Raw genomic sequence first — 24,169 nt, 5'->3', positions numbered from 1 at the left:
CATGACCCTCCTTGCGCACGGCGCCGACACCTTGACCCGCGACGCCCTCGCGGTCCTCCAGCCCGGCTTCGAAGGCACCACCGCCCCGGCGTGGCTGCTCCGCCAGGTGGGCGAAGGGCTGACCGCCGTCGGCCTGTTCGGCCGCAACATCGCCTCGCCCGGGCAGCTCGCCGCGCTCACCGCGCAGCTGCGCGCCGAGCGCGACGACGTCCTGGTCGCCATCGACGAGGAGGGCGGCGACGTCACCCGCCTGGAGGTCCGGGGCGGTTCGTCCTTCCCCGGCAACCTGGCCCTCGGCGCCGTCGACGACACCGGCCTCACCCGGGACGTGGCCCGCGAGCTGGGCCGCCGCCTCGCCGAGTGCGGGGTCAACCTCAACTGGGCGCCGTCCGCCGACGTCAACTCCAACCCGGACAACCCGGTCATCGGCGTACGGTCCTTCGGCGCCGACACCCGGCTCGCCGCCCGGCACACCGCCGCGTACGTCGAGGGCCTGCAGGCCGCCGGCGTCGCCGCCTGCACCAAGCACTTCCCGGGCCACGGCGACACCAACGTCGACTCGCACCACGCGCTGCCGCGCATCGACGCGGACCTGGACACGCTGGCCGCCCGCGAACTGGTCCCGTTCAAGGCGGCCATCGCGGCCGGCACCAAGGCCGTGATGAGCGCGCACATCCTGGTGCCCGCCCTGGACCCGACCCGCCCGGCCACGCTCAGCCCGCAGATCCTGACCGGGCTGCTGCGCAAGGAGCTCGGCTACGAGGGCCTCATCGTCACCGACGGCATGGAGATGAACGCCATCGCCGGGACGTACGGCATCGAGCGCGGCTCGGTCCTCGCCATCGCGGCCGGCGCCGACGCGATCTGCGTCGGCGGCGGGCTCGCCGACGAGGCCACCGTGCTGCGGCTGCGCGACGCCCTGGTCGCGGCCGTACGGGAGGGCGCGCTCCCGGCGGAGCGGCTCGCCGACGCCGCCGCCCGGGTAAGGGAGCTGGCCTCATGGACCCGGCAGGCCCGGGCCGCCGCCGCGCCGGGCGCGCCGCAGGAGGGGAGCGCGCCCGGCATCGGCCTGGCGGCGGCCCGCCGCGCGCTGGTCATCACCGGCACTGCCGAGCCCGTGACCGCCCCGTACGTGGCCACGCTCGCACCCGTCGCGAACATCGCGGTGGGCGACGAGACCCCGTGGGGCGTGGCGGCCGAACTGGCCGCGCTGGTACCGGGAACCGCCTCCGGGGTGTTCCCCGAGGGGGCCACGGCCGCCGACGTGCTCGCGGCGGCGGGGGAGCGGACCGTCGTGATGGTGGTCCGCGACGCGCACCGGCACCCGTGGATGGCGCAGGCCCTGGAGGCGCTGGTCGAGGCCCGCCCGGAGACCGTCGTGGTCGAGATGGGCGTACCGCGGGCCGAGCCGCGCGGGGCGCTGCACATCGCGACGCACGGTGCCTCGCGGGTCTGCGGCAGGGCGGCGGCGGAGCTGATCGCCGGGACCTGACCAGTCCCGGAGCTCCCGGTCCGCCCTGTCCCGTGCCCCCAGGACACACCCTGTCCCGGGGGCGCGGGCATACCCGGGCCCGTACGCTCCGTGCGGTTCGCGGGGTCTGTGGGGGCCCCGGCAGCCGTGCGGACGCGCAAGGGCCGGGCTCCCCGCGGGAGCCCGGCCCTTCGTGCGCGTGGGAAGGTGCCGCCTAAAGCCCCTGCCACGCGGGCTTGTCGGCGTACGTGTGCCGGAAGTAGTCCGCAAGCTTCAGCTTCGACGCCGCCGCCTCGTCCACGATGACCGTGGCATGGCGGTGCAGTTGCAGCGCCGAGGCCGGGACCAGCGCGGACAGCGGGCCCTCGACGGTCTGCGCGACGGCCTCCGCCTTGCCCTCGCCGGTCGCGAGCAGCACCAGGTGGCGGGCGTCGAGTATCGTCCCGATCCCCTGCGTGATGACGTGGTGGGGCACCTGCTCCATGTCGTCCTCGAAGAACCGCGCGTTGTCGACCCGCGTCTGCTGCGTCAGCGTCTTGATCCGGGTGCGCGACGCCAGCGAGGAGCACGGCTCGTTGAAGCCGATGTGCCCGTCCGTGCCGATGCCGAGCAGCTGCAGGTCCACCCCGCCCGCCTCGGCCAGTGCGCGGTCGTACGCCTCGCACGCGGCCACGATGTCCTCGGCGGAGCCGTCCGGGCCCATGAACGAGGCCTCGGACAGGCCCAGGGGCTCCACGACCTCGCGCAGTACGACCGCTCGGTAGGACTCCGGGTGCCCGGCCGGCAGGCCGACGTACTCGTCGAGCTGGCAGATCCGCGCCCGGGAGGCGTCGACCTCGCCGCCCCTGACCTTTGCGGCCAGCGCCTCGTAGACGGGCAGCGGGGTGGAGCCGGTCGCCACGCCGAGCAGGGCGTCGGGCTTGCGGCGGACCAAGGCGGCCATGGCCTCCGCGATGAGCTCGCCGCCTGCCTTGGCGTCGGGGACGATGACAACTTCCACGCGGGGCCTGCCGATCTGGAGTGGGACGATGTGGTATAGACCAATCTAGCAGAGGCGGGGCGTCTGCGGCCGGTCCGTGCCCACTCCCGTTCGCTTTCGTTCGCCCCCGTCCTCCACTCCCATCGTCGGCCTCCGCGCCGAGGCGTGCAGCCCGGCCCGGGGGATCCCCCGCCGCTGCGACGGCATTCCCCAGGGCCGGCCGCGCAGCGCTCAGAGCAGCGACAGCTGGAGGCCGCCCGTCGCGTCCAGGTGCTGGCCCGTCACCCAGCGGGCGTCCGCCGAGGCCAGGAAGGCCACCACGTCGGCCACCTCCTCCGCCGTGCCCACCCGCCCGAAGACGGAGCGGGAGGCCGCGTGCGCCCGCGCCGCGGGGTCCGCCAGCCAGCCGGCGCTGAGCTCGGTGTCCGTGATGCCGGGGCCCACCGAGTTCACGGTGATCCCGCGCGGGGCCAGTTCGGCGGCGAGCGAGCGGGTCAGCGCGTTCACCGCGCCCTTGGCGGTGATGGTGGCCAGGATCGCCGGCAGGGCGATCTCCGGGGTGCCGGTCACGTTCACGATCCGGCCCCCGTCCCGCAGTCGCGCCAGGCCGTGCTTGATCACGAAGAAGGGCGCCTTCGCGTTGAGCGCGTGGACGCGGTCGTACGTCTCCTCGTCGGTGTCCGCGAGCCCGGCGAAGGTGGCGGCGCCCGCGTTGTTGACCAGGATGTCGACCCCGTCGGTGTGCAGCGGGTGCTCCCCGTACGCCGCCCACAGCGCCTGCGCGTCGCCCGGCACCCCGAGCTCGGCCCCGATCGCGAACGCCCGCCCGCCCGCCGCCCCGATCGCGGCGACCGTCTCCTTCGCCGCCTGCTCGTTGCGCCCGTAGTGCACGGCGACCAGCGCCCCGTCCCGGGCGAGCCGCTGCGCCACCGCCCGCCCGATCCCCCGGCTGCCGCCCGTGACCAGTGCCGTCTTCCCCTTGAGCACGCCCATGACGCGCCCCCCTTCAGCATTCGCTAGTGGTCGCTACAGAAAGGGACCGTACCAGATTCCGTAACGCCCGCTATAGAATCTGCGCATGGTGACCGGACAGCGCGGCAGACCGCGCTCCTTCGACCGCGACGCCGCCCTCGACAAGGCGATGCTGGCCTTCTGGGAGCACGGCTACGAGGCGACCTCGATCTCCGACCTGACCGCCTCGCTCGGCATCGGCGCGCCCAGCCTGTACGCCGCCTTCGGCGACAAGCGCAAGCTCTTCGACGAGGTCGTGGTGGTCTACGGCGGCCGGTACACCGATTTCGCGCGCGCGGCCCTGGCGGAGGAGCCCACCGCCGTGGCGGGCCTGCGCCGCGTCCTGCGCGAGGCCGCGGAGATCTACACGGACCCGGCCCACCCGCCGGGCTGCCTGGTGATCAGCGCGGCCGTGAACACCACCTCGCAGGAGGTCGCGCAGGCCCTGCGCGAGCGCCGCGACGCCAACCTGGAGATGTTCGAGCGCAGGATCCGCGCCGATGTCGCCACCGGCGCACTGCCCGCCGGTACGGACGCGCAGGCGCTGGCCCGCTACGCGCTGGCGGTGCTGATCGGGATGTCCCAGCAGTCGCGCGACGGCGCGAGCCGGGAAGAACTGGAAGCCGTGGCGGAACTGGCGATGGGGGCCTGGCCTCGGTAGGGCCGGCGGGCGGGGGCGGGTCCCGGGAATCGCGCCGCGGGGAGCCGCATTCCTCTGGGCCACGGTGCCGGGTCGGGACCCTCAACCCGTCCGGCACCGTAGCCCGGAGTACTTACGGCCGGCGGGTGTGCGGTTCCCGGCGGCCGGTGGGAGGTGCCCGCGCGGTCAGGGCAGAGCGCGCGGCTTACCTCGATCCGTCCTCCTGTGCGGGGAGGGCGGAAGCATAGGGCAATTGTGGACTAGACCAATCTGTTCTGTCCATCCAATGGCGGGCTCTACGATCCCGTCACTTCATCCAACAGTACGCGGCCGGAGTGCCTCCTGGATACTCCTGAGTAGTCGCGGTGGGGAAAGTCATGGCCCATACCCGGGGTACGCTCGGCCCGTGCCCTCCATGAACGACCTCGTACGCCAGCACACCGCTCTCAGTGAAACCGACCTGGAGTGGCTCCACCTGCTGGTCTCGGAGTGGCAGCTGCTCTCCGACCTCTCCTTCGCGGACCTCGTGCTGTGGGTCCCCACCCTCGACGGCACCCGGTACGTCTCGGTCGCGCAGATGCGCCCCAACACCGGCCCCACCTCGTACCAGGACGACATGGTCGGCCACCTGGTTCCGCGCGGGCGCCGCCCGCTGCTCGACGCCGCGCTCGACGAGGGCCGGATCGTGCGCGAGGGCGACCCGGAGTGGCGCGAGGAGGTGCCCGTCCGCGTCGAGTCCATCCCGGTGCGCCGCGAGGGCCGGGTGCTCGGGGTGATCGCCCGGAACACCAACCTGCTCACTGTGCGTACACCGAGCCGGCTGGAGCTCACCTACCTCCAGTCCGCGTCCGACCTGGCCCAGATGATCGCGGCCGGCTCCTTCCCGTTCCCCGGCCAGCAGGTCGACATGGACGCCTCCCCGCGCGCCGGGGACGGCCTGATGCGGCTCGACGCCGACGGCGTGGTCACGTACGCCTCCCCGAACGCTCTGTCCGCGTACCACCGGCTCGGCCTCGCCGCCGACCTCGTCGGCCAGCACCTGGGCACCACCACCTCCGAACTCGCCCCCACCCGCGGCCCCGTGGACGAGGCGATCGTCAAGCTCGCCAGCGGCTGGGCCCCGCGCGAGACCGAGGTCGAGGGCAACGGCGGGGTCATCCAGCTGCGCGCCATCCCGCTCAAGCCCAAGGGCGTCCGGATCGGCTCCCTCGTCCTGTGCCGGGACGTGACGGAACTCCGCCGTCGCGAACGCGAATTGATCACCAAGGACGCGACCATCCGGGAGATCCACCACCGGGTGAAGAACAACCTCCAGACCGTGGCCGCCCTCCTGCGGCTACAGGCCCGCCGGATGGATTCCGAGGGCGGCCGTGAGGCGCTCAACGAGGCCGTGCGCCGGGTCGGTTCGATCGCGATCGTGCACGAGACGCTCTCTCAGAACCTGGACGAGCGGGTCGAGTTCGACGAGATCGCCGACCGCGTGATCGCGATGGTCGCCGAGATCTCGCCGGGCAAGGTGGAGTGCCGGCGCACCGGACGGTTCGGAATCCTGGACGCGGAGGTCGCCACTCCGCTGTCGATGGTGCTGACCGAGATCCTCCAGAACGCCCTGGAGCACGCCTTCACCCAGGGGGAGGGCGGCCGGGTCGAGGTGTCCGCGATCCGTACCGGCTCCGGCCGCGCGGACGGCCGGCTGCTGATCACCGTGCTCGACGACGGCTCCGGTCTGCCCGAGGGCTTCGACCCGCAGCGCGCCGGGAACCTCGGACTCCAGATCGTCCGGACCCTGGTCGAGGGCGAACTCGGCGGCACGTTCGACATGCTCCGGGCGGAACCGCGCGGCACCAAGGTCGTCCTCGACATCCCGGCCAGCCCGCAGAAGTGACGACGGTTCCGTCACCCAACGTGACGGAACCGAGCGGCCCCACCCCGGACAGCACTGAGCCCCGGACCGAAAACTTCTCGGTCCGGGGCTCAAGAGCACGTTGCTGAGCGCTGGTGTGGTGTTGCTACGCGCTGCGGCTCGAGGCTCGAAAGTCGATGTCAGGCGGTGGCGTTGCGCGCCCGATTGCGAGCGGCGCGGCGCTTCATCGCGCGGCGCTCGTCCTCGCTGAGACCGCCCCAGACGCCGGAGTCCTGACCGGACTCGAGCGCCCACTGCAGGCACTGCTCCATGACGGGGCAGCGGCGGCAGACGGCCTTGGCTTCCTCGATCTGCAGCAGCGCAGGACCGGTGTTGCCGATGGGGAAGAAGAGTTCCGGGTCTTCCTCGCGGCAAACGGCGTTGTGACGCCAGTCCATGGCTGCTCCATCTCCTTGTATTGCGGGCAGGTTGCTTGTGAATGTGAACGCTTTCACGAATCCCCCCGTGAGGGAAGGGCGACCGCCCAGTTTCCTGGAAGGTCAGTCAGGGACTCGTGGAGGGGTTCTGGCGGTCTGTGTGGGTGCCGGGTTCTGCGGGCTGTCCCGATCGCCATGAAGAGATTCGCAAACCTCGGACGGGGATACAACCCCTTCCGGAAAGTTTTTTTTGATTCGTCGGTGTCTACTAGGTCACAGCCCTACATCGTGAGGGTGGACCGGCGTGTAAACGTTCGAGTGAAAGGACTTTAGGCCCTTCCACTCACACAATCATACGCAGTGCCCGGCGTACGCCTGTGAACCGAACGCTGGTGCGCAGGCCGAGGTGGTCTCCGTCCATCTGGAACGGAAGGGGAACCTTCGAATGCAAGGTGAAGTCCGTCAGATCGTGCAGAGACACCGCATGCTTGCCGCGCGGACCACGCTCAGGAGTCGAGGTCAGGAGCTGCGTGGCGTAGCGGGCGACCGTCGGAGTTGACAAACGGTTGAGTGCCAATACGTCAAGCGCAGTATCGAACGACGCCTCCGGGGAGGCGTAAATCGGGCGATTCCCTAGATACGTCCACGGCGAGGTGTTGCAGACTATCGACAGCACCAGATCCGTCACGGGATCCGCGCCGGGACGCTCCAGCGTCAACGCGCCGTGGCGCCGGTTCGGCTCCTCCCAGAACTGGCGCATCAGCTGTCGTACATACAGAGCGTGCGTCGAACGCTTGCCGCGCTCCCGCTGCTGCTCGACCCGGCCCACCACCCCGGCGTCGAAACCGAAGCCCGCGCAGAACGTGAACCAGCGCGCCGGAACCGACTCGTCCTCCGTGCCCGGAGTGCCGGCCGCCAGTCCGAGCCCCACCGTCCGCTCGCGCTGCTCCCGCAGCGCGTCGAGCAGGGCGCCGGTCGCCTCGACCGCGTCGTTGGGCAGTCCGAGCGCGCGGGCGAACACGTTGGTCGAGCCGCCGGGGACCACCGCCAGCCGCGGCAGCCGCTCCGGATCCGGCCCGTTGTGCAGCAGTCCGTTGACCACCTCGTTGACCGTGCCGTCGCCGCCGAGCGCCACCACGAGGTCGATCCCGTGCTCGGCCGCCCTGCGGCCCAGGTCCCGGGCGTGCCCCCGGTACTCGGTGGTCACCGCCTCCAGCTTCATCTCGCTGGCCAGGGCGTGGGTGAGGACGTCGCGCGTGCGCGCACTGGTGGTCGTTGCTGCTGGATTGGCCACGAGAAGTGCACGCATGACCGCCAGCCTACCGACCCGTACGGACGCGGCCCATACTGCCCGTCCCGTACGGGGCCGCGGCTACCCTGCTGGGGTGAGTACGAAGCCCACCCCCGCCCCGGCCCAGCCGACCGCCCCGCTGCCCCGGCGGCTCACCGCCGCCGCCGCGCTGACCGCGCTGGAGGGCCTGGCCCTGGCCGGCCTCGGCGCGTACATGCTGTTCGTGGGCATCGTCGGCGACCCCGACTCCCCGCAGCAGGCCGAGACCGGCGGGATCACGCTGTTCCTGCTCGCCGCGCTGCCGCTGGTCGCGGCCCGCGGGCTGAGGCTGGGCCGGCGCTGGAGCCGCGGGCCCGCGCTGATCACCCAGCTGATGGCACTGCCGGTGGCCTGGACCCTGTACTCCACGGGCGGGGCGATGATCGCCGCCGCCGTGGCGCTGGCCGCGGCCGCGGTGGCCGTCTCGGCCCTGCTGGTGAACCCCACGGCGACCGAGGCGCTGGGAATCGGGCCCGGCGAGCAGGCCCGATAGCCCGTTTCCGTTCCTACTCCTCGACGAGGAGCTTCTCGCGCAGCTGGGCCAGGGTGCGGGCCAGCAGCCGGGAGACGTGCATCTGGGAGATGCCGACCTCCTGTGCGATCTGCGACTGGGTCATGTTGCCGAAGAACCGCAGCAGCAGGATCCGCTTCTCCCGCGGGGGCAACCCCTCCAGGAGCGGCTTGAGCGACTCGCGGTACTCGACGCCCTCCAGCGCCTCGTCCTCCGAGCCCAGCGTGTCCGCCACCGCCGGCGACTCGTCGTCGGTGTCCGGGACGTCGAGGGAGAGCGTGCTGTAGGCATTGGCCGATTCCAGCCCCTCCAGCACCTCCTCCTCGGAGATCCCGAGCCGTTCCGCGAGCTCGTGCACGGTGGGGGAGCGGCCGTGCTGCTGGGACAGCTCCGCCGTGGCCGTGGTCAGCGAGAGCCGCAGCTCCTGCAGGCGCCGCGGCACGCGTACGGCCCAGCCCTTGTCGCGGAAGTGCCGCTTGATCTCGCCGACCACGGTGGGCGTGGCGTAGGTGGAGAACTCGACCCCGCGGTCCGGGTCGAAGCGGTCCACCGACTTGATCAGGCCGATGGTGGCGACCTGGGTCAGGTCGTCCAGCGGCTCACCGCGGTTGCGGAACCGCCGGGCGAGGTGCTCGACCAGCGGCAGGTGCATCCGTACGAGCCGGTTGCGCAGCTCCGCCTTCTCCACCGAGCCGTCGGGCAGCGCCCGCAGCTCGATGAACAGGGCCCGCGCGCCGCTGCGGTCGCGCGGATCGGGCAGCGCCGGGGGCGCCGGCGGCAGTGGCGTGTCCGCCTCCGGCTGTCCCCCCACCGGTTTCGGTTCCGTGTCCGGGGCCGTGGCAGCGGCCCCGGGTGGTTGTGAGACGTGTGGTTCTTCGTGCTGGTTCCCGCTCATAGGGCCCGCCCGTCGCTCCGCCGAGTCCAAAAAGCCGTATTCCGCATCCGCGTCAGCCGGGTGCGGCCGGGCGTGCTGCTGCTCCGGGATGCCGCCGTCGACCTCGTGCCGTACCCGGGGCCGATCCCCGCCCCGCACCGGGATCTCCCCGCTGCTCACGCCGGGCCTGGACCCGCGCCGCGCTGTTTGTAGAGGCTGATGCTCACCGTCCGGTCCTCCTCGACCGTGGACTCGACCTTGCCGGCCAGCGCCGACAGGACGGTCCAGGCGAACGTGTCGCGCTCGGGCGCACGTCCGTCCGTGGTCGGTGCGGAGACCGTCACCTCCAGCGAGTCGTCGACCAACCGGAACACGCAGCTGAGGACGGAGCCCGGCACGGCCTGTTGAAGCAGGATCGCGCAGGCCTCGTCCACCGCGATGCGGAGGTCCTCGATCTCGTCGAGGGTGAAGTCCAAACGTGCCGCGAGGCCGGCCGTGGCCGTTCGCAGCACCGACAGGTAGGCACCCGCAGCGGGCAGCCGGACTTCCACGAAGTCCTGGGTCCCGGGCTCGCCTGCGATATGGGACACCCTCACCTCCAAGGTGGTACGAGCTCTGTTCGCCGGTGACGCTATCGCGATCCGGGCGATCGTGTCGCGGCACCCCTCATGGGGCCTGTTACAGGCACCCCCGCCTACGGCCAGTGACTGATGGTATGCCCTTGGGTACGCACAGTGGCTAGGGGTCTGCGGGCCCAAATCAGGGGAACCGGCGGAGGGTTGACCTACCCCGACTCAGACGATCGAACCGTCGGGATAACACCACCGCCAGGTCTCGCCCGGTTCGAAGCTCCGCATGACCGGATGGCCGGTGCTCTGATGGTGCGCGGTGGCGTGCCGGTGCGGGGAGGAATCGCAGCATGACACGTACCCGCACTCCAGGCACATCCGCAACTGCACCGGGTGGCTGCCCAGTGCCAGACATTCGGAGCATGTCAGGGCACTCGGGACGGGCTCGGGGCGCGGCAGTTCGGCAACGTGGGTGCACTCGCTCATGATGGCCAGCGTACTGACGTGCGGGCGCCTCAGGACGACATGCCGGTCAGCGACGACGAGCGAGGATGGATCTTCGATGGAGGTATTGCCGCTGGTGGCGCTGGTGGCGGGCAGTGCGGTCGTTGCCGGGGCCGCCCGGTGGACCCGGGTGCCCGCGCCCCTGCTGCTGGTCGCCGCCGGTCTGATGGCCGCGTACATCCCGGGCGTGCCCTCGTACGCCCTCGACCCGCACATCGTGCTGCCGCTGCTGCTCCCGCCGCTGCTGTACACGGCCGCGGTGGACAGCTCGTACCTCGACCTGCGGGCGAACATCCGGCCCGTGGCGCTGCTGTCGGTCGGGTACGTGCTCTTCGCGACGGTCGCCGTCGGGTACGTGGCGTACCTGGCGGTGCCGGCACTCTCGCTGCCGGTGGCGCTGGTGCTGGGTGCGGTGATCGCGCCGCCCGACGCGGTGGCGGCGACGGCGATCGCCCGCAAGCTGGGGCTGCCGAACCGGATCACGACCATCCTGCAGGGCGAGTCCCTGGTGAACGACGCCACCGCGATCACCGCGTACAAGGTCGCGCTGGCGGCGGCGGTCGGGGTGAGCGCCGGCTGGGCGGGCGGGATCGCGGAGTTCCTGCTGGCCTCCGTGGGCGGCGTCGGCGTCGGCCTGGTGCTGATGGTGCCGATCCACCACCTGCGCAAGCGGCTGCGGGAGCCGCTGCTGCAGAACACCCTGTCCCTGCTGATCCCGTTCGTGGCGTACGCGGCGGCCGAGCGGGTGCACGCCTCGGGCGTGCTCGCCGTGGTTGTGGTCGCGCTGTACCTGGGGCACCGGAACTGGCAGGTCGACTTCGCGACCCGGCTCCAGGAGGAGGCGGTGTGGCGGATGGTCGCCTTCATCCTGGAGTCGGTGGTCTTCGCGCTGATCGGCCTCCAGCTGCCGGTGGTCCTCAAGGGGCTTGCGGAGTACGAGGGCTGGGACGCGGCCTGGTACGCGCTGGTGGTGTTCGTGGCGGTGGTGGTGGCCCGCTTCGTGTGGGTGTTCCCGGCGACGTTCGTGCCGCGGCTGTCGGAGCGGATCCGGACACGGGAGCCGGACACCAGCTGGAAGTCGCCGGTGGTCGTCGGCTGGGCGGGGATGCGCGGGGTGGTCTCGCTGGCGATCGCCTTCTCGGTGCCGATCAGCGTGCCGCACCGGAACCTGATCCTCTTCCTGACCTTCACGACGGTGATCGGCACGCTGGTGGTGCAGGGGCTGACGCTGCCGCCGCTGATCCGGCTGCTGCGGCTGCCGCAGCGGGACGCGCAGGCGGAGACCCTGGCGGAGGCCCAGGCCCAGAGCGAGGCCTCGCGCTCGGCGGAGGACCGGCTGGCGGAGCTGCTGGCGGAACCGGAGAACGCGCTGCCGCCGCCGCTGGCGGAGCGGCTGCGCACGGTGATGGAGCGCCGCCGCAACGCGGTCTGGGAGCGGCTGGGCGAGGTCAACCCGGTCACGGGTGAATCGGCGGACGACGTCTACCGCCGCCTGGCCCGGGAGATGATCGCGGCCGAACGCGAGGTCTTCGTGAACCTCCGTGACGACCGCCGCATCGACGACGAAATGCTCCGCAGCCTCCTGCGCAGACTGGACCTGGAGGAGGCGGCGGCCTACCGCGAAGACGCGGCCTGACGGCCCGGGCGGGGGAGCGGGCCGGGCGCGTCGCCCGTCACGGGCGGCCGGTGACGACGGCTGTCAGGGTCGTGCCCGGGGGGAAGGCGCCCGATTCCGCGAGCGCCGCCAAGGCCCACAGCAGCTTGGCCACGTAGATGCGCTCGACGGGGAATCCGTGCCGCTCCCCGAAGTCCGCGGCGAACGCCTCCAACCGTGCGGGTACCCGGGCGTAGCCGCCGTGGTGGAACCCCTCCGCCAGGCTCCACACCCCGGCCGGCCCGCCGAAGGCCGCCTCCTGGAGGGAACGTATCTCCGCCCCCAGGAACCCACCCGCCAGTACGGGCACGCCCAGCGCCCGCTGCCCCGGCCCCAGCCCCGCCGCGAGCCCGGCCAGCGTGCCCCCCGTACCGCAGGCCACGGCGACCACGTCCGACACGCCCCGCAGCTCGCGCCCCAGCTCCGCGCACCCCTCCAGCGCGAGCGCATTGCTCCCGCCCTCGGGGACGAGGTACGAGGACCCCGCCCCGGCTTCCGCCAGCAGCCGCGTCCGTACCTCCGGCTCCGCCTTGCGCCGGTACTCCGAACGCGTGACGAAGCGGAGCCGCATCCCGTCCGCCGCGCACCGCGCGAGCGAGTCGTTGAGCGGCCGCCCCGCGAGTTCGTCGCCCCGGACGATCCCGACGGTCGGCATCCCCAGCAGCCGCCCGGCCGCCGCGGTGGCCCGCAGATGGTTGGAGTACGCCCCGCCGAAGGTCACGACCCCGGGGAAGCCGCCCTCGACGGCGGCCCGCAGATTCGGCGCGAGCTTGCGCCACTTGTTCCCGGGCAGCTCGGGATGGACCAGGTCGTCGCGCTTCACCAGCAGCCGCACCCCGTACCGCCCGAACCGCTCGTCCTCCAGCTCCACCACCGGCGAAGCCGGCCGGGGCCGCAGGAGGAAGCCGAGGTCAGGGGAGTGGTTCACCCACCCATTGTCCGCCCCGCGCCGTCGGCCGGGAGGCGGAGGTGGACGTACGGGACCGTCGCGCCGTCGAGGGTGTAGCGGTCGGACTCCGTGAAGCCGCGCGACCGTGCGAAGCGCAGGCCGTCCTCGTTGGAGGCCAGGACGATCGTCTCGATCGCGGCGGGGGCCGGGACGAGGGCGCGTGCCTCGGCGAGGCCGTGGGCGTAGAGCGCGGTGCCGAAGCCCTGCCCGCGGTGGGCGGGCAGGATCCGGGCGATCACGGTGGCCACCGAGGGGGCGTCGGCCGTGGGCCGGCGCACGGTCGTGCAGCCGACGAGCACGTCGCCGGCGTACGCGTTGTCCAGGATGTGGCGCCCGGCCCTCTCGCGCACCTCGTCGAGGGTGAGGGCGTCCGGGGGAACGATCAGGTTGTGGACGTGGCGCCAGTCCTGGAGGGAGGCTTCGCCGGCCACCCGTTCGATTCGGAGATCATCGGTCATCGGGTCAGGGAAGCCGGTGGGTCTTCCCGGCGTCAACTCCCCTATTTGAGGCGCTCTCCCACCCGGGCGCGGAACGCGTCCATCGTGAAGCCCTTCGGGTCGATCTTGCCGGGCTGCCACTCCAGGTGGCCGATCACCGAGCGTTCGGTCCAGCCGTGGACCCGGCACAGGGCCGCCGCCGCGCGGGCCATGGCGTCCAGCTGGACCTCCGGCCAGGGGTCGTGGCCGTCGCCGAGGTTCTCGCACTCGAAGCCGTAGAAGTGCCGGTTGCCGTCGGTGTTCGCGCGGCGGTCCGGCGGGAGCCGCTTCTCCGCGATCACCGCCGCCAGGACGTCGGAGTCGCCCGCCCCGGCGTGGTTGGCGCGGCCGTAGCCGACCAGGTGGACCCGGCCGTCCTTGGTGATCACGCCGTGGCAGAGCGGGCCGGGGAGGTCCTCGTCCCCGTCGCGGCAGAGTTCGACGGTGAACTTCGTGCCGTGCGTGACGGTGTGGTGGATCATCACCCCGTTCACCGGGCCCCACGGGCCCTTATGGTTGCGGTTGTGGGTGCGCCAGGCGCCGATCTCGACGACGGTCAGGCCCTCGTTCCGCAGTGCGCCGATGAACCGGTCCGCGGACATGGGTGCGGACATGGCCGCCTCCTCTCCGGATGCACGGTGGTCACCTTGCGTGTCCACTTCGTTGCTCTCCGGTGTAGTGGAGGCGGCCCCTCCGGGCTAGTGTTTTCGTACAGCGAGCGAGCCGATCCGGACACTCGTCCCGACCGGCCCACCCGTCACGGGAGTTACGCGGAGGCCGATCCGGAGGCCGATCCGGGGGCCTCGGCCGAGGCCAGCCACAGGTCCGGGCCGAACACCTCGTAGTGGATGTCCGAGGCCGGGACGCCCTTGGCGAGCAGCTGCGCGCGCACGGCCCGCATGAAGGGGAGCGGCCCGCAGAGGTACGCCGTCGTGCCCGGGGCGAGCGGTACGTCCGCCAGGTCGAGGCGGCCCTCGCCGTCGCCCGGCTCGGCGGCGGCCTCGTACCAGAAGCGGGCCGAGCCGTCGGCGAGCTTGTGCGTCAGGGCCCGGTGGTCGGCCCGCAGCGCGTGGTCGGCGGGGGAGCGGTCGGCGTGCAGGACGGTCACGGGGGCGGCGTGCCCGGTGTCGGCGAGGTGCTCCAGCATCGAGAGCATCGGGGTGCAGCCGATCCCGGCCGAGGCGAGCAGGACCGGCGCGGCGGAGTCCCGCAGGACGAGGTCGCCGTACGGGGCCGAGACCCGCAGGGCGTCCCCGGTCGCGATCCGGGTGTGGAGGTGGTTCGAGACCTCGCCGTCGGGGCCCTCGCCGTGGACCCGCTTGACGGTGATCGAGCGGACGGGGGAGCCGGGTGCGCCGGAAAGGCTGTACTGGCGTATCTGCCGGGACCCGTCGGCCAGTTCGACCTGGACCGAGACGTACTGGCCGGGCTTGAAGGAGGGGGCCGCGGAGCCGTCCGCCGGGGCGAGGTGGAAGGTGGTGCAGTCCGCGGTCTCCTCGACGCGGGCGGCCACCGTCCAGGTGCGCCACACGTCGCCGGCGAGGACCTGCTGCTCGGCGTAGAGCCTCTCCTCGATGGCGATCAGGGCGTTGGCCATCAGCCAGTAGACCTCGTCCCAGGCCTCGGCCACCTCCGGGGTGACGGCCTCGCCGAGGATCTCGGCGATCGCCGCGAAGAGGTGGCGGTGGACCACCGGGTACTGCTCGCGGGTGACGCCGAGCGAGGCGTGCTTGTGCGCGATGCGCTGCAGCATCACGTCGGGGCGGGTGTCCGGGTGGGCGACGAGGCGGGTGGCGAAGGCGGCGATGGAGCCGGCGAGGGCCTGCTTCTGGAGGCCGGCGTTCTGGTTGCCGCGGTTGAACAGGTCGCGGAGCAGCTCGGGGCGGGCCGCGAACAGCTTCGTGTAGAAGAGGTCCGCGATGTCGCCGATGGCCGCGCCGACGGCGGGCAGGGTGGCGCGTACGGTCTCGGTCGACTTCTCGGACAGCATGGGGGCTCCTCTTCGGTGCTTCGGATCTTCGGATCGGTAGACGGCAGCTAATAGGTATCTGGGATGCTTATTTTTGGATGCGGATCCGTCCGGGTACACCCGTTCGGGCCGTTGATGTCAGGTGGCGGGAACCGGCCAACCGCCGCCGGGGCTCAGGGGCTTGCGGTCCGCCCCGGTGGGCCGCCCGCGATGCCCAGCAGCAGCGGGCCGGTCGGCGCCGCGACGAGGTCGTCCACCGTCAGCGGGTCCAGTGCGGCGAAGAAGGCCTCCTGGGCCCGGCGCAGCGCGCCCCGCAGGACGCAGGCCCCGCGCAGCGGGCAGGGGGTGGTGCCGTCGCAGTCCACGACGTCCCCCGCACCCTCCAGTTCGCGTACGACCCCGCCCACCGAGGCGGCCCGCCCGGCTGCGGTCAGGGCGAGCCCGCCGCCGCGGCCGCGCCGCGCCTCGACCAGGCCGAGGTGCTGCAGCCGGGCGACCACTTTCGCCGTGTGCGTATACGGGACCTCCATGGTCGCCGCCACGTCACGCGTGGTCGGGAGCTCCGCGTCCGCGACGGCGAGGCGCATCAGGACGCGCAGCGCCAGGTCGGTGAATCGGGTCAGCCGCATGACCCCACTCTAGAAAATTCGCATCTGTCATGCAAATTAAATCCGCCGCATCGCCCCCCGAACCGCCCCGAAATCCGGGGTTGGCCGGAACCGGTGGGATGAAAGCGGTCTCGTGTGCAGGAGGTGAACTCCAAAGAGTGCCCACACCCGGACGGAGTAGTCCCACCCTTTTGTGTAATGGTCCCACCACGTTCCGTACTGGAAGGCTGCGTCCCGCAGATCCATGGAGTGATCGAAAGGGATACACATGTCGGTCCAGGCAGGTTCCGAATCCGAGGCCCAGGCGCCGCAGAGGAGTCTTGCGACCTCGGCCGCGCGGAACTTGGCAACCACGACCAAGTCCGCGCCGCAGATGCAGGAGATCACCTCCCGGTGGCTCCTGAAGATGCTCCCGTGGGTGTCCGTACAGGGCGGCACGTACCGGGTGAACCGGCGGCTGAGCTACTCGGTCGGCGACGGACGCGTGGAGTTCATCAAGACCGGGACCCAGGTCCAGGTCATCCCGGCCGAGCTCGGCGAACTCCCGCTGCTGCGCACCTACGAGGACCTGGAGGTGCTCACCGAGCTCGCCCAGCGGTGCCGGCAGATCGACTTCGAGGCCGGCCAGGAGCTGACCTCCTTCGGCAGCGCCTCCGACAACGTGTTCCTGCTGGCGCACGGCCGCGTCGAGCAGATCGGCCCCGGCCCGTACGGGGACGACGCCGTCCTGCGGACCGTCGCCGACGGCGCCTACTTCGGCGAGGACTCCCTCGTCGACGAGGAGGCGATCTGGGAGTACACCGCCCGCGCCGTCACCTCCGGTACCGCACTCGTCCTGTCCCGCCAGGACTTCCGGCTGCTCGCCGACCGCGTCGACTCCCTGCGCGCGCACGTGGAGGCCCAGCGCTCCCTGCCCGCCCAGCGCGCCAACCAGTACGGCGAGGCCGCGATCGACCTCTCGGCCGGCCACCACGGCGAGGCCGTCCTCCCCGGCACCTTCGTGGACTACGAGGCCAGGCCGCGCGAGTACGAGCTCTCCATTGCACAAACGGTCCTGCGGGTGCACACGCGCGTCGCCGACCTCTACAACCAGCCGATGAACCAGACCGAGCAGCAGTTGCGGCTCACGGTCGAGGCGCTGCGCGAGCGCCAGGAGCACGAGATGCTCAACAACCCGGAGTTCGGCCTGCTCCACAACGCCGACTACGGCCAGCGCATCCAGCCGCACGACGGCGGACCCGGCCCCGACGACATGGACCAGCTGCTCAGCATGCGGCGCGGTTCCGACATGTTCCTCGCCCACCCCAAGGCCATCGCCGCCTTCGGCCGCGAGTGCAACAAGCGCGGCCTGGTCCCCGAGACGATCGACGTCGGCGGCACCCGGATGACGACCTGGCGGGGTGTGCCGATCTTCCCGTGCAACAAGATCCCGATCAGCGACGCGCAGACGACGTCCATCCTCTGCATGCGCACCGGCGAGGACGAGTCCGGTGTCATCGGCCTCCACCAGCCCGGCATCCCGGACGAGATCGAGCCGAGCATGTCGGTGCGCTTCATGGGCATCAGCGAGCAGGCGATCATCTCGTACCTGGTCACCGCGTACTTCTCCGCCGCGGTGCTGGTGCCGGACGCGCTCGGCATCCTGGAGAACGTCGAGATCGCCCGCCGGCGCTGAGCGGCCGGCCGGGCACGACAACCGGGGATCGGGGATCGGGGACACGCCATGGGCACCACTGAGGCGATGACGACCGGCGAGGGCCACGAAGCCGCGGCCCTGCTGGAGCGGACGAGGGAGACGGTCAATCCGGAACTGCGCCGCACGGTCGAGAGCCTGCCCGGCTCGATGAAGCGCGTGGCGATGTACCACTTCGGCTGGGAGCAGGCGGACGGCACCCCCGCCGCGGGCAATGCGGGCAAGGCCATCCGGCCCGCCCTCGTGCTCGCCGCGGCCCGGGCGCTGCTGGGCGGCCGGGACGACAAGGAGGCCGAGGGCGCCGTACGGGCGGCGGTGGCCGTGGAGCTGGCGCACAACTTCACGCTGCTGCACGACGACGTCATCGACAAGGACACGAAGCGCCGGGGCAGGCCCACCGCCTGGACCGTGTTCGGGATACCGGACGCGATCATCACCGGCGACGCCATGATGGCGCTCGCGCTGAGGCTGCTGGCGGAGGATCCGCACCCCGCCTCCGCGGCGGCCTCGGGGCGGCTCGCGGCCTGCGTCATCGAGCTGTGCGCCGGCCAGCAGGCGGACTGCGCGTTCGAGCAGCGGCCGTACGTCTCGCTCGACGAGTGCCTGACCATGGCGACGGCCAAGACCGGGGCCCTGCTGGGCTGCGCCTGCGCGCTCGGCGCGCTGTACGCGGGCGCCGGGCCGGACGAGGTCGACGCGATGGACGCGTTCGGCCGGGAGGCCGGGCTGGCCTTCCAGCTGATCGACGACCTGATCGGCATCTGGGGGGATCCGGGGCACACCGGCAAGCCCGCCGGGGCGGACCTGATCGCCCGCAAGAAGTCGCTCCCGGTCGTGGCCGCCCTCACCTCGGGCACCGCGGCCGGCGAGCAGCTGGCGGCCCTGTACGCGGGCCCCATGACGGGGGACGACGTACGTGCGGCCGCCGACGCGGTGGACCGGGCCGGCGGGCGCGACTGGGCGCAGGCCCATGCCGCGGACCGGATGGGCCGGGCGGTGCAGCTGCTGTCCCGGGCCGTGCCGGACCTCGGGGCGGCGGGCGGGCTGCTGGCGCTGGCGGAGTTCGTGACGCGGCGTACGCGGTGAGGGCGTAGCAGGTGGGGGACGGTCGTGCGCAAGCCTCGTTCCGGCACCGCATGGTGCCGGAACGAGGCTTTCCGCCGCTCCGGGCCAACTCTAGGATCGCTCGCGGTAGTTGATACGTGAGCGAAGGGTGTGACCAGTGGCGCTGGAGATACGTCAGGCGGACCAGTCGGACCGGGACGCGGTGGCCCGCCTCCTCGACGAGGCCTTCCGTACCGACCCGGTGAGCAGCTGGGTCTTCCCGGACCCCGAGCACCGGGCGGCGGTGCACGGCAGGTTCCTCGGCGTCTTCGTGGACGTGGCACTGGCCGAGGGCCGGATCGACTGCGCGGCGGACGGCTCGGCGGCCGCCCTGTGGCTGCGGATCCCGGCGGGGGAGCCGGAGGGGGAGGACGAGATCCCGGCGAGGATGCGGGCGGCCGCCGACCCCGACAACGAGCGGTGCGAGCTGGTCGGCCGGCTGACGGGCGAGGTCCACCCGACCGCCGAGGAGCACGAGTACCTGCTGATGATCGCGGTGGCCCCGGGCCGCCAGGGCGAGGGGCTCGGGACCGAGCTGATGCGGCCGGTGCTGGAGCGCTGCGACCGCGAGGGCGTGCCGGTGTACCTGGAGGCGAGCAGCGAGCGGAGCAAGGGGCTGTACGAGCGGCTCGGCTGGGAGTTCACGGGCGAGGCGGTGCGGCTGCCGGAGGGTCCGCTGATGTGGCCGATGTGGCGCAAGCCGCAGGGGGCGGCGACGGCGACGGCGTAATGGCCCTTGCGTGACCACTGCGCTCGCAGTACTTTGATTGACGTGCCATGGGAACCCGTGGCGCCGTCCAGTGGAAGAGATCCCGCTTGCGCAAGCTCACGTACTTCATCGCCACCACCGTCGACGGTTTCATCGGGGCCCCGGACGGTGACGGCGACTTCTTCTACAGCTCCCTGGACCCGGAGTTCGTCGGGTACCTGGCGCAGGAGTACCCCGAGACCATCGCCGCCCGAGGGCGCGTCCACCTCGGACTCGCCGACGCCCCGCCGAAGCGCTTCGACGCGGTCCTGATGGGGCGCAGGACGTACGAGCCGGGCCTCAAGGAGGGCATGACCAGCCCGTACGGCCACTTCTCCGAGCAGTACGTGGTCTCGCGCTCGCTGACCGCCTCTCCGGACCCGCAGGTGCGGCTGATCAGCGGTGATCTCGTGGCCAGGGTGCGGGAGCTGAAGGCCCGCGACGGGCTCGGCATCTGGCTGTGCGGCGGGGCGGACCTCGCGACGCAGCTGATCGACGAGATCGACGAGTTCGTCGTGAAGACCTACCCGTTCTTCGCCGGCACCGGCATGCCGATGTCCCGCGCCGGTTTCGGCGTGCGCCCCCTCGAGCTGACCGGTTTCCGCGCCTTCGGCGGCGGCCAGACCGTCGGCTCGTACGCCGTGAAGCGCTGAAACCCGCCGAACGCGCGGAACCGGCCTACCGTGGAGGTATGGCCGGTGAACAGCACCAAACGCAAGATCGGCGCCACCCGCAGCCGCACGAGGTGGTGGCCCCGCAGGCCGGGCACGATCAGCTCGCGTGCCCGACCTGCGGTCGCTCCGTCGACACCCTCGTACGGCGGCGCAAAGCGCTCGGGATCTTCATCCCGGAGTGGGTTCCGGGTCCCTGCAGGAACCCGGACTGCCCGGAGTACGCAGCCGAGGTGGGGAAGCTCCCCGAGCTCTAGCTAGCTCTTCGTGCCCAGGCCCGATGCCGCCAGCCCGTTGACCCACAGCTGGTTCACGCGGGAGCGCTCAGCGCTGTTCGGGTACGGGTTCTGGCAGGAGGTGCCGGGGCCGCCGCCCGACATCAGCTCGGAGCAGGGGCCCGAGTAGTGGTCCGGCAGGCCCAGCACGTGTCCGGTCTCGTGCGCGGTCACCCGGGTGGAGTTGTACTGCTGGTTCTGCCGGTAGTCGAGGAAGATGTAGCCCCGGCCGTGGCCGTCCGTGCTCGCGTACGAACCGCGCGAGTCGTTGCCCTCGTAGTACGAGAAGTTCCCGCCGGAGGAGACCTCCTGGAGCTTCACGTTCGAGACCGAGCTGTTCCATATCTGGGTGGAGCCGGCTATCTGGCTGCGGAAGCTGGGCGCGTTGCGCGTGTTGTAGGTGACGGTCACCGCGAGGACGCCCGGGTTCGCGGCGCGCTGCTCGGCGACCGAGCGCTGCACGGCCTCGAAGAAGGCGCGGTTCGCGTCCTGGTTCTCCTGTGAGCGCTCGTACGCCGAGTAGGTCGCGGCGTTGCCGACGGGCGCGGGAGCGGGGGCGGCGCTGGCGCTGGGGACGGCGCCGAGGGCGGCGGCGAAGCCGAGGCCGATGGAGGCGGCCAGGACGGCCTTTCGGGACGTACGGGAGTGGCGCATGTGGGGGGCTCCTACTCATCCGGTGCGGGGGGTGGGTGGTTCGGTACCGGAGTCTGCGGGAGCGGGAGCGGCCGGCGGATGATGTCAGCCACCGATAACGCCGCCCTATCGGGAAGATTTCGGAAGGTCAACTTCCGTGAGAATGGCGGGATTCGATGGGGTATCAGTGGCTGGTGCGGTCCCCTGGGACCGGCCTACTCTCGGGGCATGGAGCTCGAGGTGAGGCACCTGCGCGCGCTGTGCGCCATTGCCGACGCCGGCAGTCTGCACAAAGCCGCGCGCCAGCTCGGCGTGAGCCAGCCCTCCCTGACGACCCAGCTGCGCCGCATCGAACGCGCCCTGGACGGCGAGCTGTTCCTGCGTGAACGCACCGGCTGCAGGCCCACCCCGTTCGGCCGCACCGTCCTCGGCCGGGCCCGTCCGCTGCTGGCCGAGATGGCCGCGCTCGTCGCGGAGGCGAGGGCGCTGGCCCGCGGGCCGCGGCTGAACATCGGCTCCACCGCCAGCCGCGCGATACCGGGATGGCTGCGCCGGATCCACCGCCGGATGCCGGACACGGAGACCTCGCTGGTGGTGGACGTCTCCGCCAACGCTCTGCTGAGGATGGTGGCGTCGGGGCAGCTGGACGTGGCGTTCGTCCACGAGGTGGAGGGCTGCCCGCTGCGGGTGCCGGCCGGGCTGGAGCTGCGGACACTGATGGAGCGGGAGCCGCAGTTCGTGTCGATGTCCCGGGACCATCCGGCGGCGCGCCGGCCGGTGGTGGAGTTACAGGACCTGGCGGCCGACCGGTGGACGGTCGACCCCTCCGTGGACGGCGAATGGGACGGCCTGCGCCGGGTGTTCGCCGGGGCCGGCCTGGACCCGCCCGTACTGCACGCCGACTACCACACCGCGACCTCGCTGATCGTCTCCGGCGAGGCGGTGGCCCCCTGCCAGCCGACGTCGGGGCCGCGCGACGACATGGCGATCCGCCCGCTGTCCGGCGACCCCCTGGCGGTCCGGCTCCTGCTGGCCACCCGCCCGGGCGCCCATGCCGAGGTCTTCGAGGACCTCCGCGCCGCCTACCGCGAAGCCGCTCTGCGCACCGCTCCGTACCGCGCCTGGCTCCACCACCACGAAAGCCCCCTCCTCGCGGCTTAGCCGCGGCAGTCGACCCCCGTCGCCGTTCGAGGCGCGGGGCGCCGAGGGCTGCCCCCGTGCCGCGGCCGTCCCGCAAGGGGGAACGGGCTTGACTTCGACGTGCCGCGATATATCGTGTTCTTCAGAAGACGCGATATGTTGCGTGCCGTGTCCGTACGCCGAGGAGGATCAGCACCATGGCAGAGCAGAAGACGTGGTCGGTCGCCGAACCGCAGAAGCTCACCTTCGAGGAGCCGGTGACCGAGCTCCGCGTCCGTGTCGTGGGCGGCACGGTGAACGTCGTCGCCGACGACGGGCCGGCCCGGCTGGAGGTGGCCGCGGTCGACGGGCCGCCGCTGTACGTCGTGCAGGAGGGCGGCACCCTCACCGTCTCCTACGAAGACCTCCCCTGGAACGGCTCCCAGGGCTTCAAGCAGTGGATCGAGGCCAAGCCCTGGAAGGCCTGGTCCCGCTCCGCCGACGGCCGCAAGGCCTGGGAGCGCAGCGCGACCGTCACCCTGACCGTCCCCGCCGCCACCCACGTGCAGGTCGCGGCCGTCGGAGCCGCCGCGGTCGTCTCCGGTATCGCCGCCGGCACCGATGTCACCGGGGTCTCCGGCGACGTCACCCTGGTCGGCCTGGCCGGCAAGGTCAGCGCGAACACCGTCTCCGGCGCCGTCGAGGCACAGTCCCTCACCGGCGAGCTCGGCTTCCACTCCGTATCCGGCGGCCTGACCGTCGTCGAGGGCGCGGGCGGCAGCGTACGGGCCGACTCGGTCAGCGGCGACATGCTCATCGACCTCGCCCTCGACCCGGCCGCCCCGCGCCCCGTGGACATCTCCCTGAACTCCGTGTCCGGGCAGGTCGCGATCCGCCTCCCGCACCCGGCCGACGCGCGGGTGGAGGCCAACACGGCCACCGGCGGCGTCTCCAACGCCTTCGAGGACCTGCTCGTCTCCGGCCACTTCGCCGCCAAGCGCATCGCCGGCACCCTCGGCGCGGGCACCGGCACCCTGAGGGCGACCACCGTCTCGGGTTCCATCGCCCTGCTGCGCCGCCCGGCCGCCGACGCCGCGGCCGACGAAGGCTCCGCCGCCCCCCTCGTGCTCGACAAGAAGGTGCTCTGACATGCCGCCCGTCTTCGCCCACGGCCGCCTCCGCCTCTACCTGCTCAAGCTGCTGGACGAGGCCCCGCGGCACGGGTACGAGGTGATCCGCCTGCTGGAGGAGCGCTTCCAGGGCCTGTACGCGCCCTCCGCGGGCACGGTGTACCCCCGGCTGGCCAAGCTGGAGGCCGAGGGGCTGGTCACGTACGCCACCGAAGGCGGGCGCAAGGTGTACTCCATCACCGAGGCGGGCCGTGCCGAACTGGCCGACCGCGGCGGTGAACTCGCCGACCTGGAGCTGGAGATCCGTGACTCGGTCTCCGAGCTGGCCGCCGAGATCCGTGACGACGTACGGGGTGCGGCGGGCGCCCTGCGGCGCGAGATGCGGGCCGCGGCCTCCGCGTCCGCGGCTCCGGTCGAGGACGCGTCCTGGGCGGCGGCCAAGGAGGAGCTGCGCAAGGCCAAGCAGGAGTGGAAGGAACAGGCGCGCCGGGCGAAGGACGAGAGCCGCCGGGCCCGCGAGGAGGCGCAAGCGGCCCGCCGCCAGGCCAAAGAGGCACAGGAGCGGGCGCGCGAGGAGGTCATGCGGATCGCGAGCCAGTTCCAGGAGCAGTTCGCGAAGTCCGGCGGGATGCTGGGCAATCTGGCCGGCAGCTGGCTCGGTGGCACCACCACCACGGCCAGGCCCGGCGACGCGGGCGCCACGGCTGCCGACACCGCCTCCGATACCGCCGCCCCCGACCCGCACTGGGCCGAGGACCTCACCTCCACCGGCGACCCGGCCCGTGACCTGGACCGGATGCTCGACCGCTTCCGCGACGACATCCGCGACGCGGCCCGCGACCACGGCGTCACCCCGGCCAGGCTGGCCGAGGCCCGTGCCCACCTCGCGGCGGCCGCGGACCGCATCGCCGAGACGCTCCGTCCTCGGCGCTAGCAGAGCCGAGGCGGCCTGACTCGCGACAGGTCGCGAG

26 protein-coding genes are annotated in these 24,169 nt (G+C 72.2%); 13 read left to right on the top strand and 13 right to left on the bottom strand.

Translation table 11 applies throughout. The features are described 5' to 3' along the window. The first annotated feature begins 1 nt into the window (after position 1). Entirely contained in the window at positions 2–1,492 is a 1,491-nt protein-coding gene (locus tag ACFXGI_RS11135) for a glycoside hydrolase family 3 protein (protein WP_384705152.1), read from the top strand. A gap of 193 nt (positions 1,493–1,685) precedes the next feature. Here the strand turns inward: ACFXGI_RS11135 and nagB are convergent, their stop codons facing one another. Both nagB and ACFXGI_RS11125 read right to left on the bottom strand, forming a co-directional pair. Next, positions 1,686–2,471 (bottom strand): glucosamine-6-phosphate deaminase, encoded by a 786-nt coding sequence (gene nagB / locus ACFXGI_RS11130; protein WP_384705151.1) that lies wholly within the window; start codon positions 2,469–2,471, stop codon positions 1,686–1,688. Between the two features lie 210 nt (positions 2,472–2,681). Then, a complete protein-coding gene (locus ACFXGI_RS11125; protein ID WP_384705150.1) occupies positions 2,682–3,443 on the bottom strand; it encodes an SDR family NAD(P)-dependent oxidoreductase in 762 nt (253 codons plus the stop codon). Between the two features lie 85 nt (positions 3,444–3,528). Between ACFXGI_RS11125 and ACFXGI_RS11120 the strand changes: the two genes are divergently transcribed. Both ACFXGI_RS11120 and ACFXGI_RS11115 read left to right on the top strand, forming a co-directional pair. Then, on the top strand, positions 3,529–4,122 hold the full coding sequence (locus tag ACFXGI_RS11120) for a TetR/AcrR family transcriptional regulator (protein WP_384705149.1): 594 nt from the start codon (positions 3,529–3,531) through the stop codon (positions 4,120–4,122). Positions 4,123–4,516: 394 nt separating this feature from the next. Further along, positions 4,517–5,986 (top strand): sensor histidine kinase, encoded by a 1,470-nt coding sequence (locus ACFXGI_RS11115; RefSeq protein WP_030859346.1) that lies wholly within the window; start codon positions 4,517–4,519, stop codon positions 5,984–5,986. Positions 5,987–6,144: 158 nt separating this feature from the next. Here the strand turns inward: ACFXGI_RS11115 and ACFXGI_RS11110 are convergent, their stop codons facing one another. Further along, positions 6,145–6,402 (bottom strand): WhiB family transcriptional regulator, encoded by a 258-nt coding sequence (locus tag ACFXGI_RS11110; protein ID WP_004937597.1) that lies wholly within the window; start codon positions 6,400–6,402, stop codon positions 6,145–6,147. Positions 6,403–6,724: 322 nt separating this feature from the next. Beyond that, complete coding sequence (locus ACFXGI_RS11105; protein WP_384705148.1) at positions 6,725–7,690, bottom strand: diacylglycerol/lipid kinase family protein; 966 nt, start codon at positions 7,688–7,690, stop codon at positions 6,725–6,727. Positions 7,691–7,766: 76 nt separating this feature from the next. Between ACFXGI_RS11105 and ACFXGI_RS11100 the strand changes: the two genes are divergently transcribed. Next, positions 7,767–8,204: a hypothetical protein gene (locus tag ACFXGI_RS11100; protein WP_384705147.1), complete on the top strand. Its 438-nt coding sequence runs from the start codon at positions 7,767–7,769 to the stop codon at positions 8,202–8,204. A gap of 13 nt (positions 8,205–8,217) precedes the next feature. Here the strand turns inward: ACFXGI_RS11100 and ACFXGI_RS11095 are convergent, their stop codons facing one another. The 3 genes from ACFXGI_RS11095 to ACFXGI_RS11085 form a co-directional block, all read right to left on the bottom strand. Then, positions 8,218–9,276: an RNA polymerase sigma factor SigF gene (locus tag ACFXGI_RS11095; RefSeq protein WP_384705146.1), complete on the bottom strand. Its 1,059-nt coding sequence runs from the start codon at positions 9,274–9,276 to the stop codon at positions 8,218–8,220. Continuing rightward, positions 9,273–9,686, bottom strand: coding sequence for an anti-sigma regulatory factor (locus tag ACFXGI_RS11090; RefSeq protein WP_384705145.1), 414 nt, complete (start codon positions 9,684–9,686; stop codon positions 9,273–9,275). Before ACFXGI_RS11090 ends, ACFXGI_RS11095 begins: the two co-directional genes overlap by 4 nt. Positions 9,687–9,890: 204 nt before the next feature. Further along, a complete protein-coding gene (locus tag ACFXGI_RS11085; RefSeq protein ID WP_384705144.1) occupies positions 9,891–10,151 on the bottom strand; it encodes a UBP-type zinc finger domain-containing protein in 261 nt (86 codons plus the stop codon). 76 nt (positions 10,152–10,227) lie between these two features. Here ACFXGI_RS11085 and ACFXGI_RS11080 point away from each other — a divergent pair, with 76 nt between their 5' ends. Further along, positions 10,228–11,805, top strand: coding sequence for a Na+/H+ antiporter (locus tag ACFXGI_RS11080; protein ID WP_384705143.1), 1,578 nt, complete (start codon positions 10,228–10,230; stop codon positions 11,803–11,805). A 37-nt stretch (positions 11,806–11,842) separates the two neighbouring features. Here the strand turns inward: ACFXGI_RS11080 and ACFXGI_RS11075 are convergent, their stop codons facing one another. From ACFXGI_RS11075 to ACFXGI_RS11055, 5 genes are all read right to left on the bottom strand, one after another. Beyond that, positions 11,843–12,751, bottom strand: coding sequence for a 1-aminocyclopropane-1-carboxylate deaminase/D-cysteine desulfhydrase (locus tag ACFXGI_RS11075; protein WP_384705142.1), 909 nt, complete (start codon positions 12,749–12,751; stop codon positions 11,843–11,845). Next, the gene (locus ACFXGI_RS11070) at positions 12,748–13,230 is read right to left on the bottom strand and encodes a GNAT family N-acetyltransferase (protein WP_384705141.1); all 483 of its coding nucleotides are present in this window, start codon (positions 13,228–13,230) and stop codon (positions 12,748–12,750) included. Before ACFXGI_RS11070 ends, ACFXGI_RS11075 begins: the two co-directional genes overlap by 4 nt. 41 nt (positions 13,231–13,271) lie before the next feature. Next, the gene (locus ACFXGI_RS11065; protein WP_384705140.1) at positions 13,272–13,862 is read right to left on the bottom strand and encodes an N-acetylmuramoyl-L-alanine amidase; all 591 of its coding nucleotides are present in this window, start codon (positions 13,860–13,862) and stop codon (positions 13,272–13,274) included. Between the two features lie 152 nt (positions 13,863–14,014). Beyond that, on the bottom strand, positions 14,015–15,238 hold the full coding sequence (locus tag ACFXGI_RS11060) for a globin domain-containing protein (RefSeq protein ID WP_384705139.1): 1,224 nt from the start codon (positions 15,236–15,238) through the stop codon (positions 14,015–14,017). Between the two features lie 152 nt (positions 15,239–15,390). Then, a complete protein-coding gene (locus ACFXGI_RS11055; protein WP_384705138.1) occupies positions 15,391–15,846 on the bottom strand; it encodes an RrF2 family transcriptional regulator in 456 nt (151 codons plus the stop codon). 247 nt (positions 15,847–16,093) lie between these two features. Between ACFXGI_RS11055 and ACFXGI_RS11050 the strand changes: the two genes are divergently transcribed. The 5 genes from ACFXGI_RS11050 (at position 16,094) to ACFXGI_RS11030 (ending at position 20,298) form a co-directional block, all read left to right on the top strand. Beyond that, complete coding sequence (locus ACFXGI_RS11050; protein ID WP_384705137.1) at positions 16,094–17,500, top strand: family 2B encapsulin nanocompartment shell protein; 1,407 nt, start codon at positions 16,094–16,096, stop codon at positions 17,498–17,500. Positions 17,501–17,548: 48 nt separating this feature from the next. Beyond that, positions 17,549–18,604: a family 2 encapsulin nanocompartment cargo protein polyprenyl transferase gene (locus ACFXGI_RS11045; protein WP_384705136.1), complete on the top strand. Its 1,056-nt coding sequence runs from the start codon at positions 17,549–17,551 to the stop codon at positions 18,602–18,604. A gap of 136 nt (positions 18,605–18,740) precedes the next feature. Continuing rightward, the gene (locus ACFXGI_RS11040) at positions 18,741–19,352 is read left to right on the top strand and encodes a GNAT family N-acetyltransferase (protein WP_384705135.1); all 612 of its coding nucleotides are present in this window, start codon (positions 18,741–18,743) and stop codon (positions 19,350–19,352) included. An 86-nt stretch (positions 19,353–19,438) separates the two neighbouring features. Continuing rightward, complete coding sequence (locus ACFXGI_RS11035) at positions 19,439–20,023, top strand: dihydrofolate reductase family protein (protein ID WP_384705134.1); 585 nt, start codon at positions 19,439–19,441, stop codon at positions 20,021–20,023. Between the two features lie 38 nt (positions 20,024–20,061). Continuing rightward, positions 20,062–20,298, top strand: a complete 237-nt coding sequence (locus ACFXGI_RS11030; protein ID WP_384705133.1) for a hypothetical protein — start codon at positions 20,062–20,064, stop codon at positions 20,296–20,298. Here ACFXGI_RS11030 and snpA read toward each other — a convergent pair whose 3' ends face one another. Continuing rightward, on the bottom strand, positions 20,299–20,970 hold the full coding sequence (gene snpA, locus ACFXGI_RS11025) for a snapalysin (RefSeq protein WP_384705132.1): 672 nt from the start codon (positions 20,968–20,970) through the stop codon (positions 20,299–20,301). It abuts the gene before it with no gap. A gap of 207 nt (positions 20,971–21,177) precedes the next feature. Here snpA and ACFXGI_RS11020 point away from each other — a divergent pair, with 207 nt between their 5' ends. From ACFXGI_RS11020 to ACFXGI_RS11010, 3 genes are all read left to right on the top strand, one after another. After that, positions 21,178–22,110, top strand: coding sequence for a LysR substrate-binding domain-containing protein (locus ACFXGI_RS11020; RefSeq protein WP_384705131.1), 933 nt, complete (start codon positions 21,178–21,180; stop codon positions 22,108–22,110). Between the two features lie 176 nt (positions 22,111–22,286). Further along, positions 22,287–23,216: a DUF4097 domain-containing protein gene (locus tag ACFXGI_RS11015; protein ID WP_384705130.1), complete on the top strand. Its 930-nt coding sequence runs from the start codon at positions 22,287–22,289 to the stop codon at positions 23,214–23,216. A 1-nt stretch (position 23,217) separates the two neighbouring features. Beyond that, positions 23,218–24,132: a helix-turn-helix transcriptional regulator gene (locus ACFXGI_RS11010; RefSeq protein WP_384705129.1), complete on the top strand. Its 915-nt coding sequence runs from the start codon at positions 23,218–23,220 to the stop codon at positions 24,130–24,132. Positions 24,133–24,169 lie beyond the last annotated feature (37 nt).

It is taken from the genome of Streptomyces sp. NPDC059355, from assembly GCF_042752335.1.
Classification (GTDB): domain Bacteria; phylum Actinomycetota; class Actinomycetes; order Streptomycetales; family Streptomycetaceae; genus Streptomyces.
Note: the sequence above shows the minus strand (reverse complement) of the source record. Positions and strands in the feature narration are given on the sequence as shown.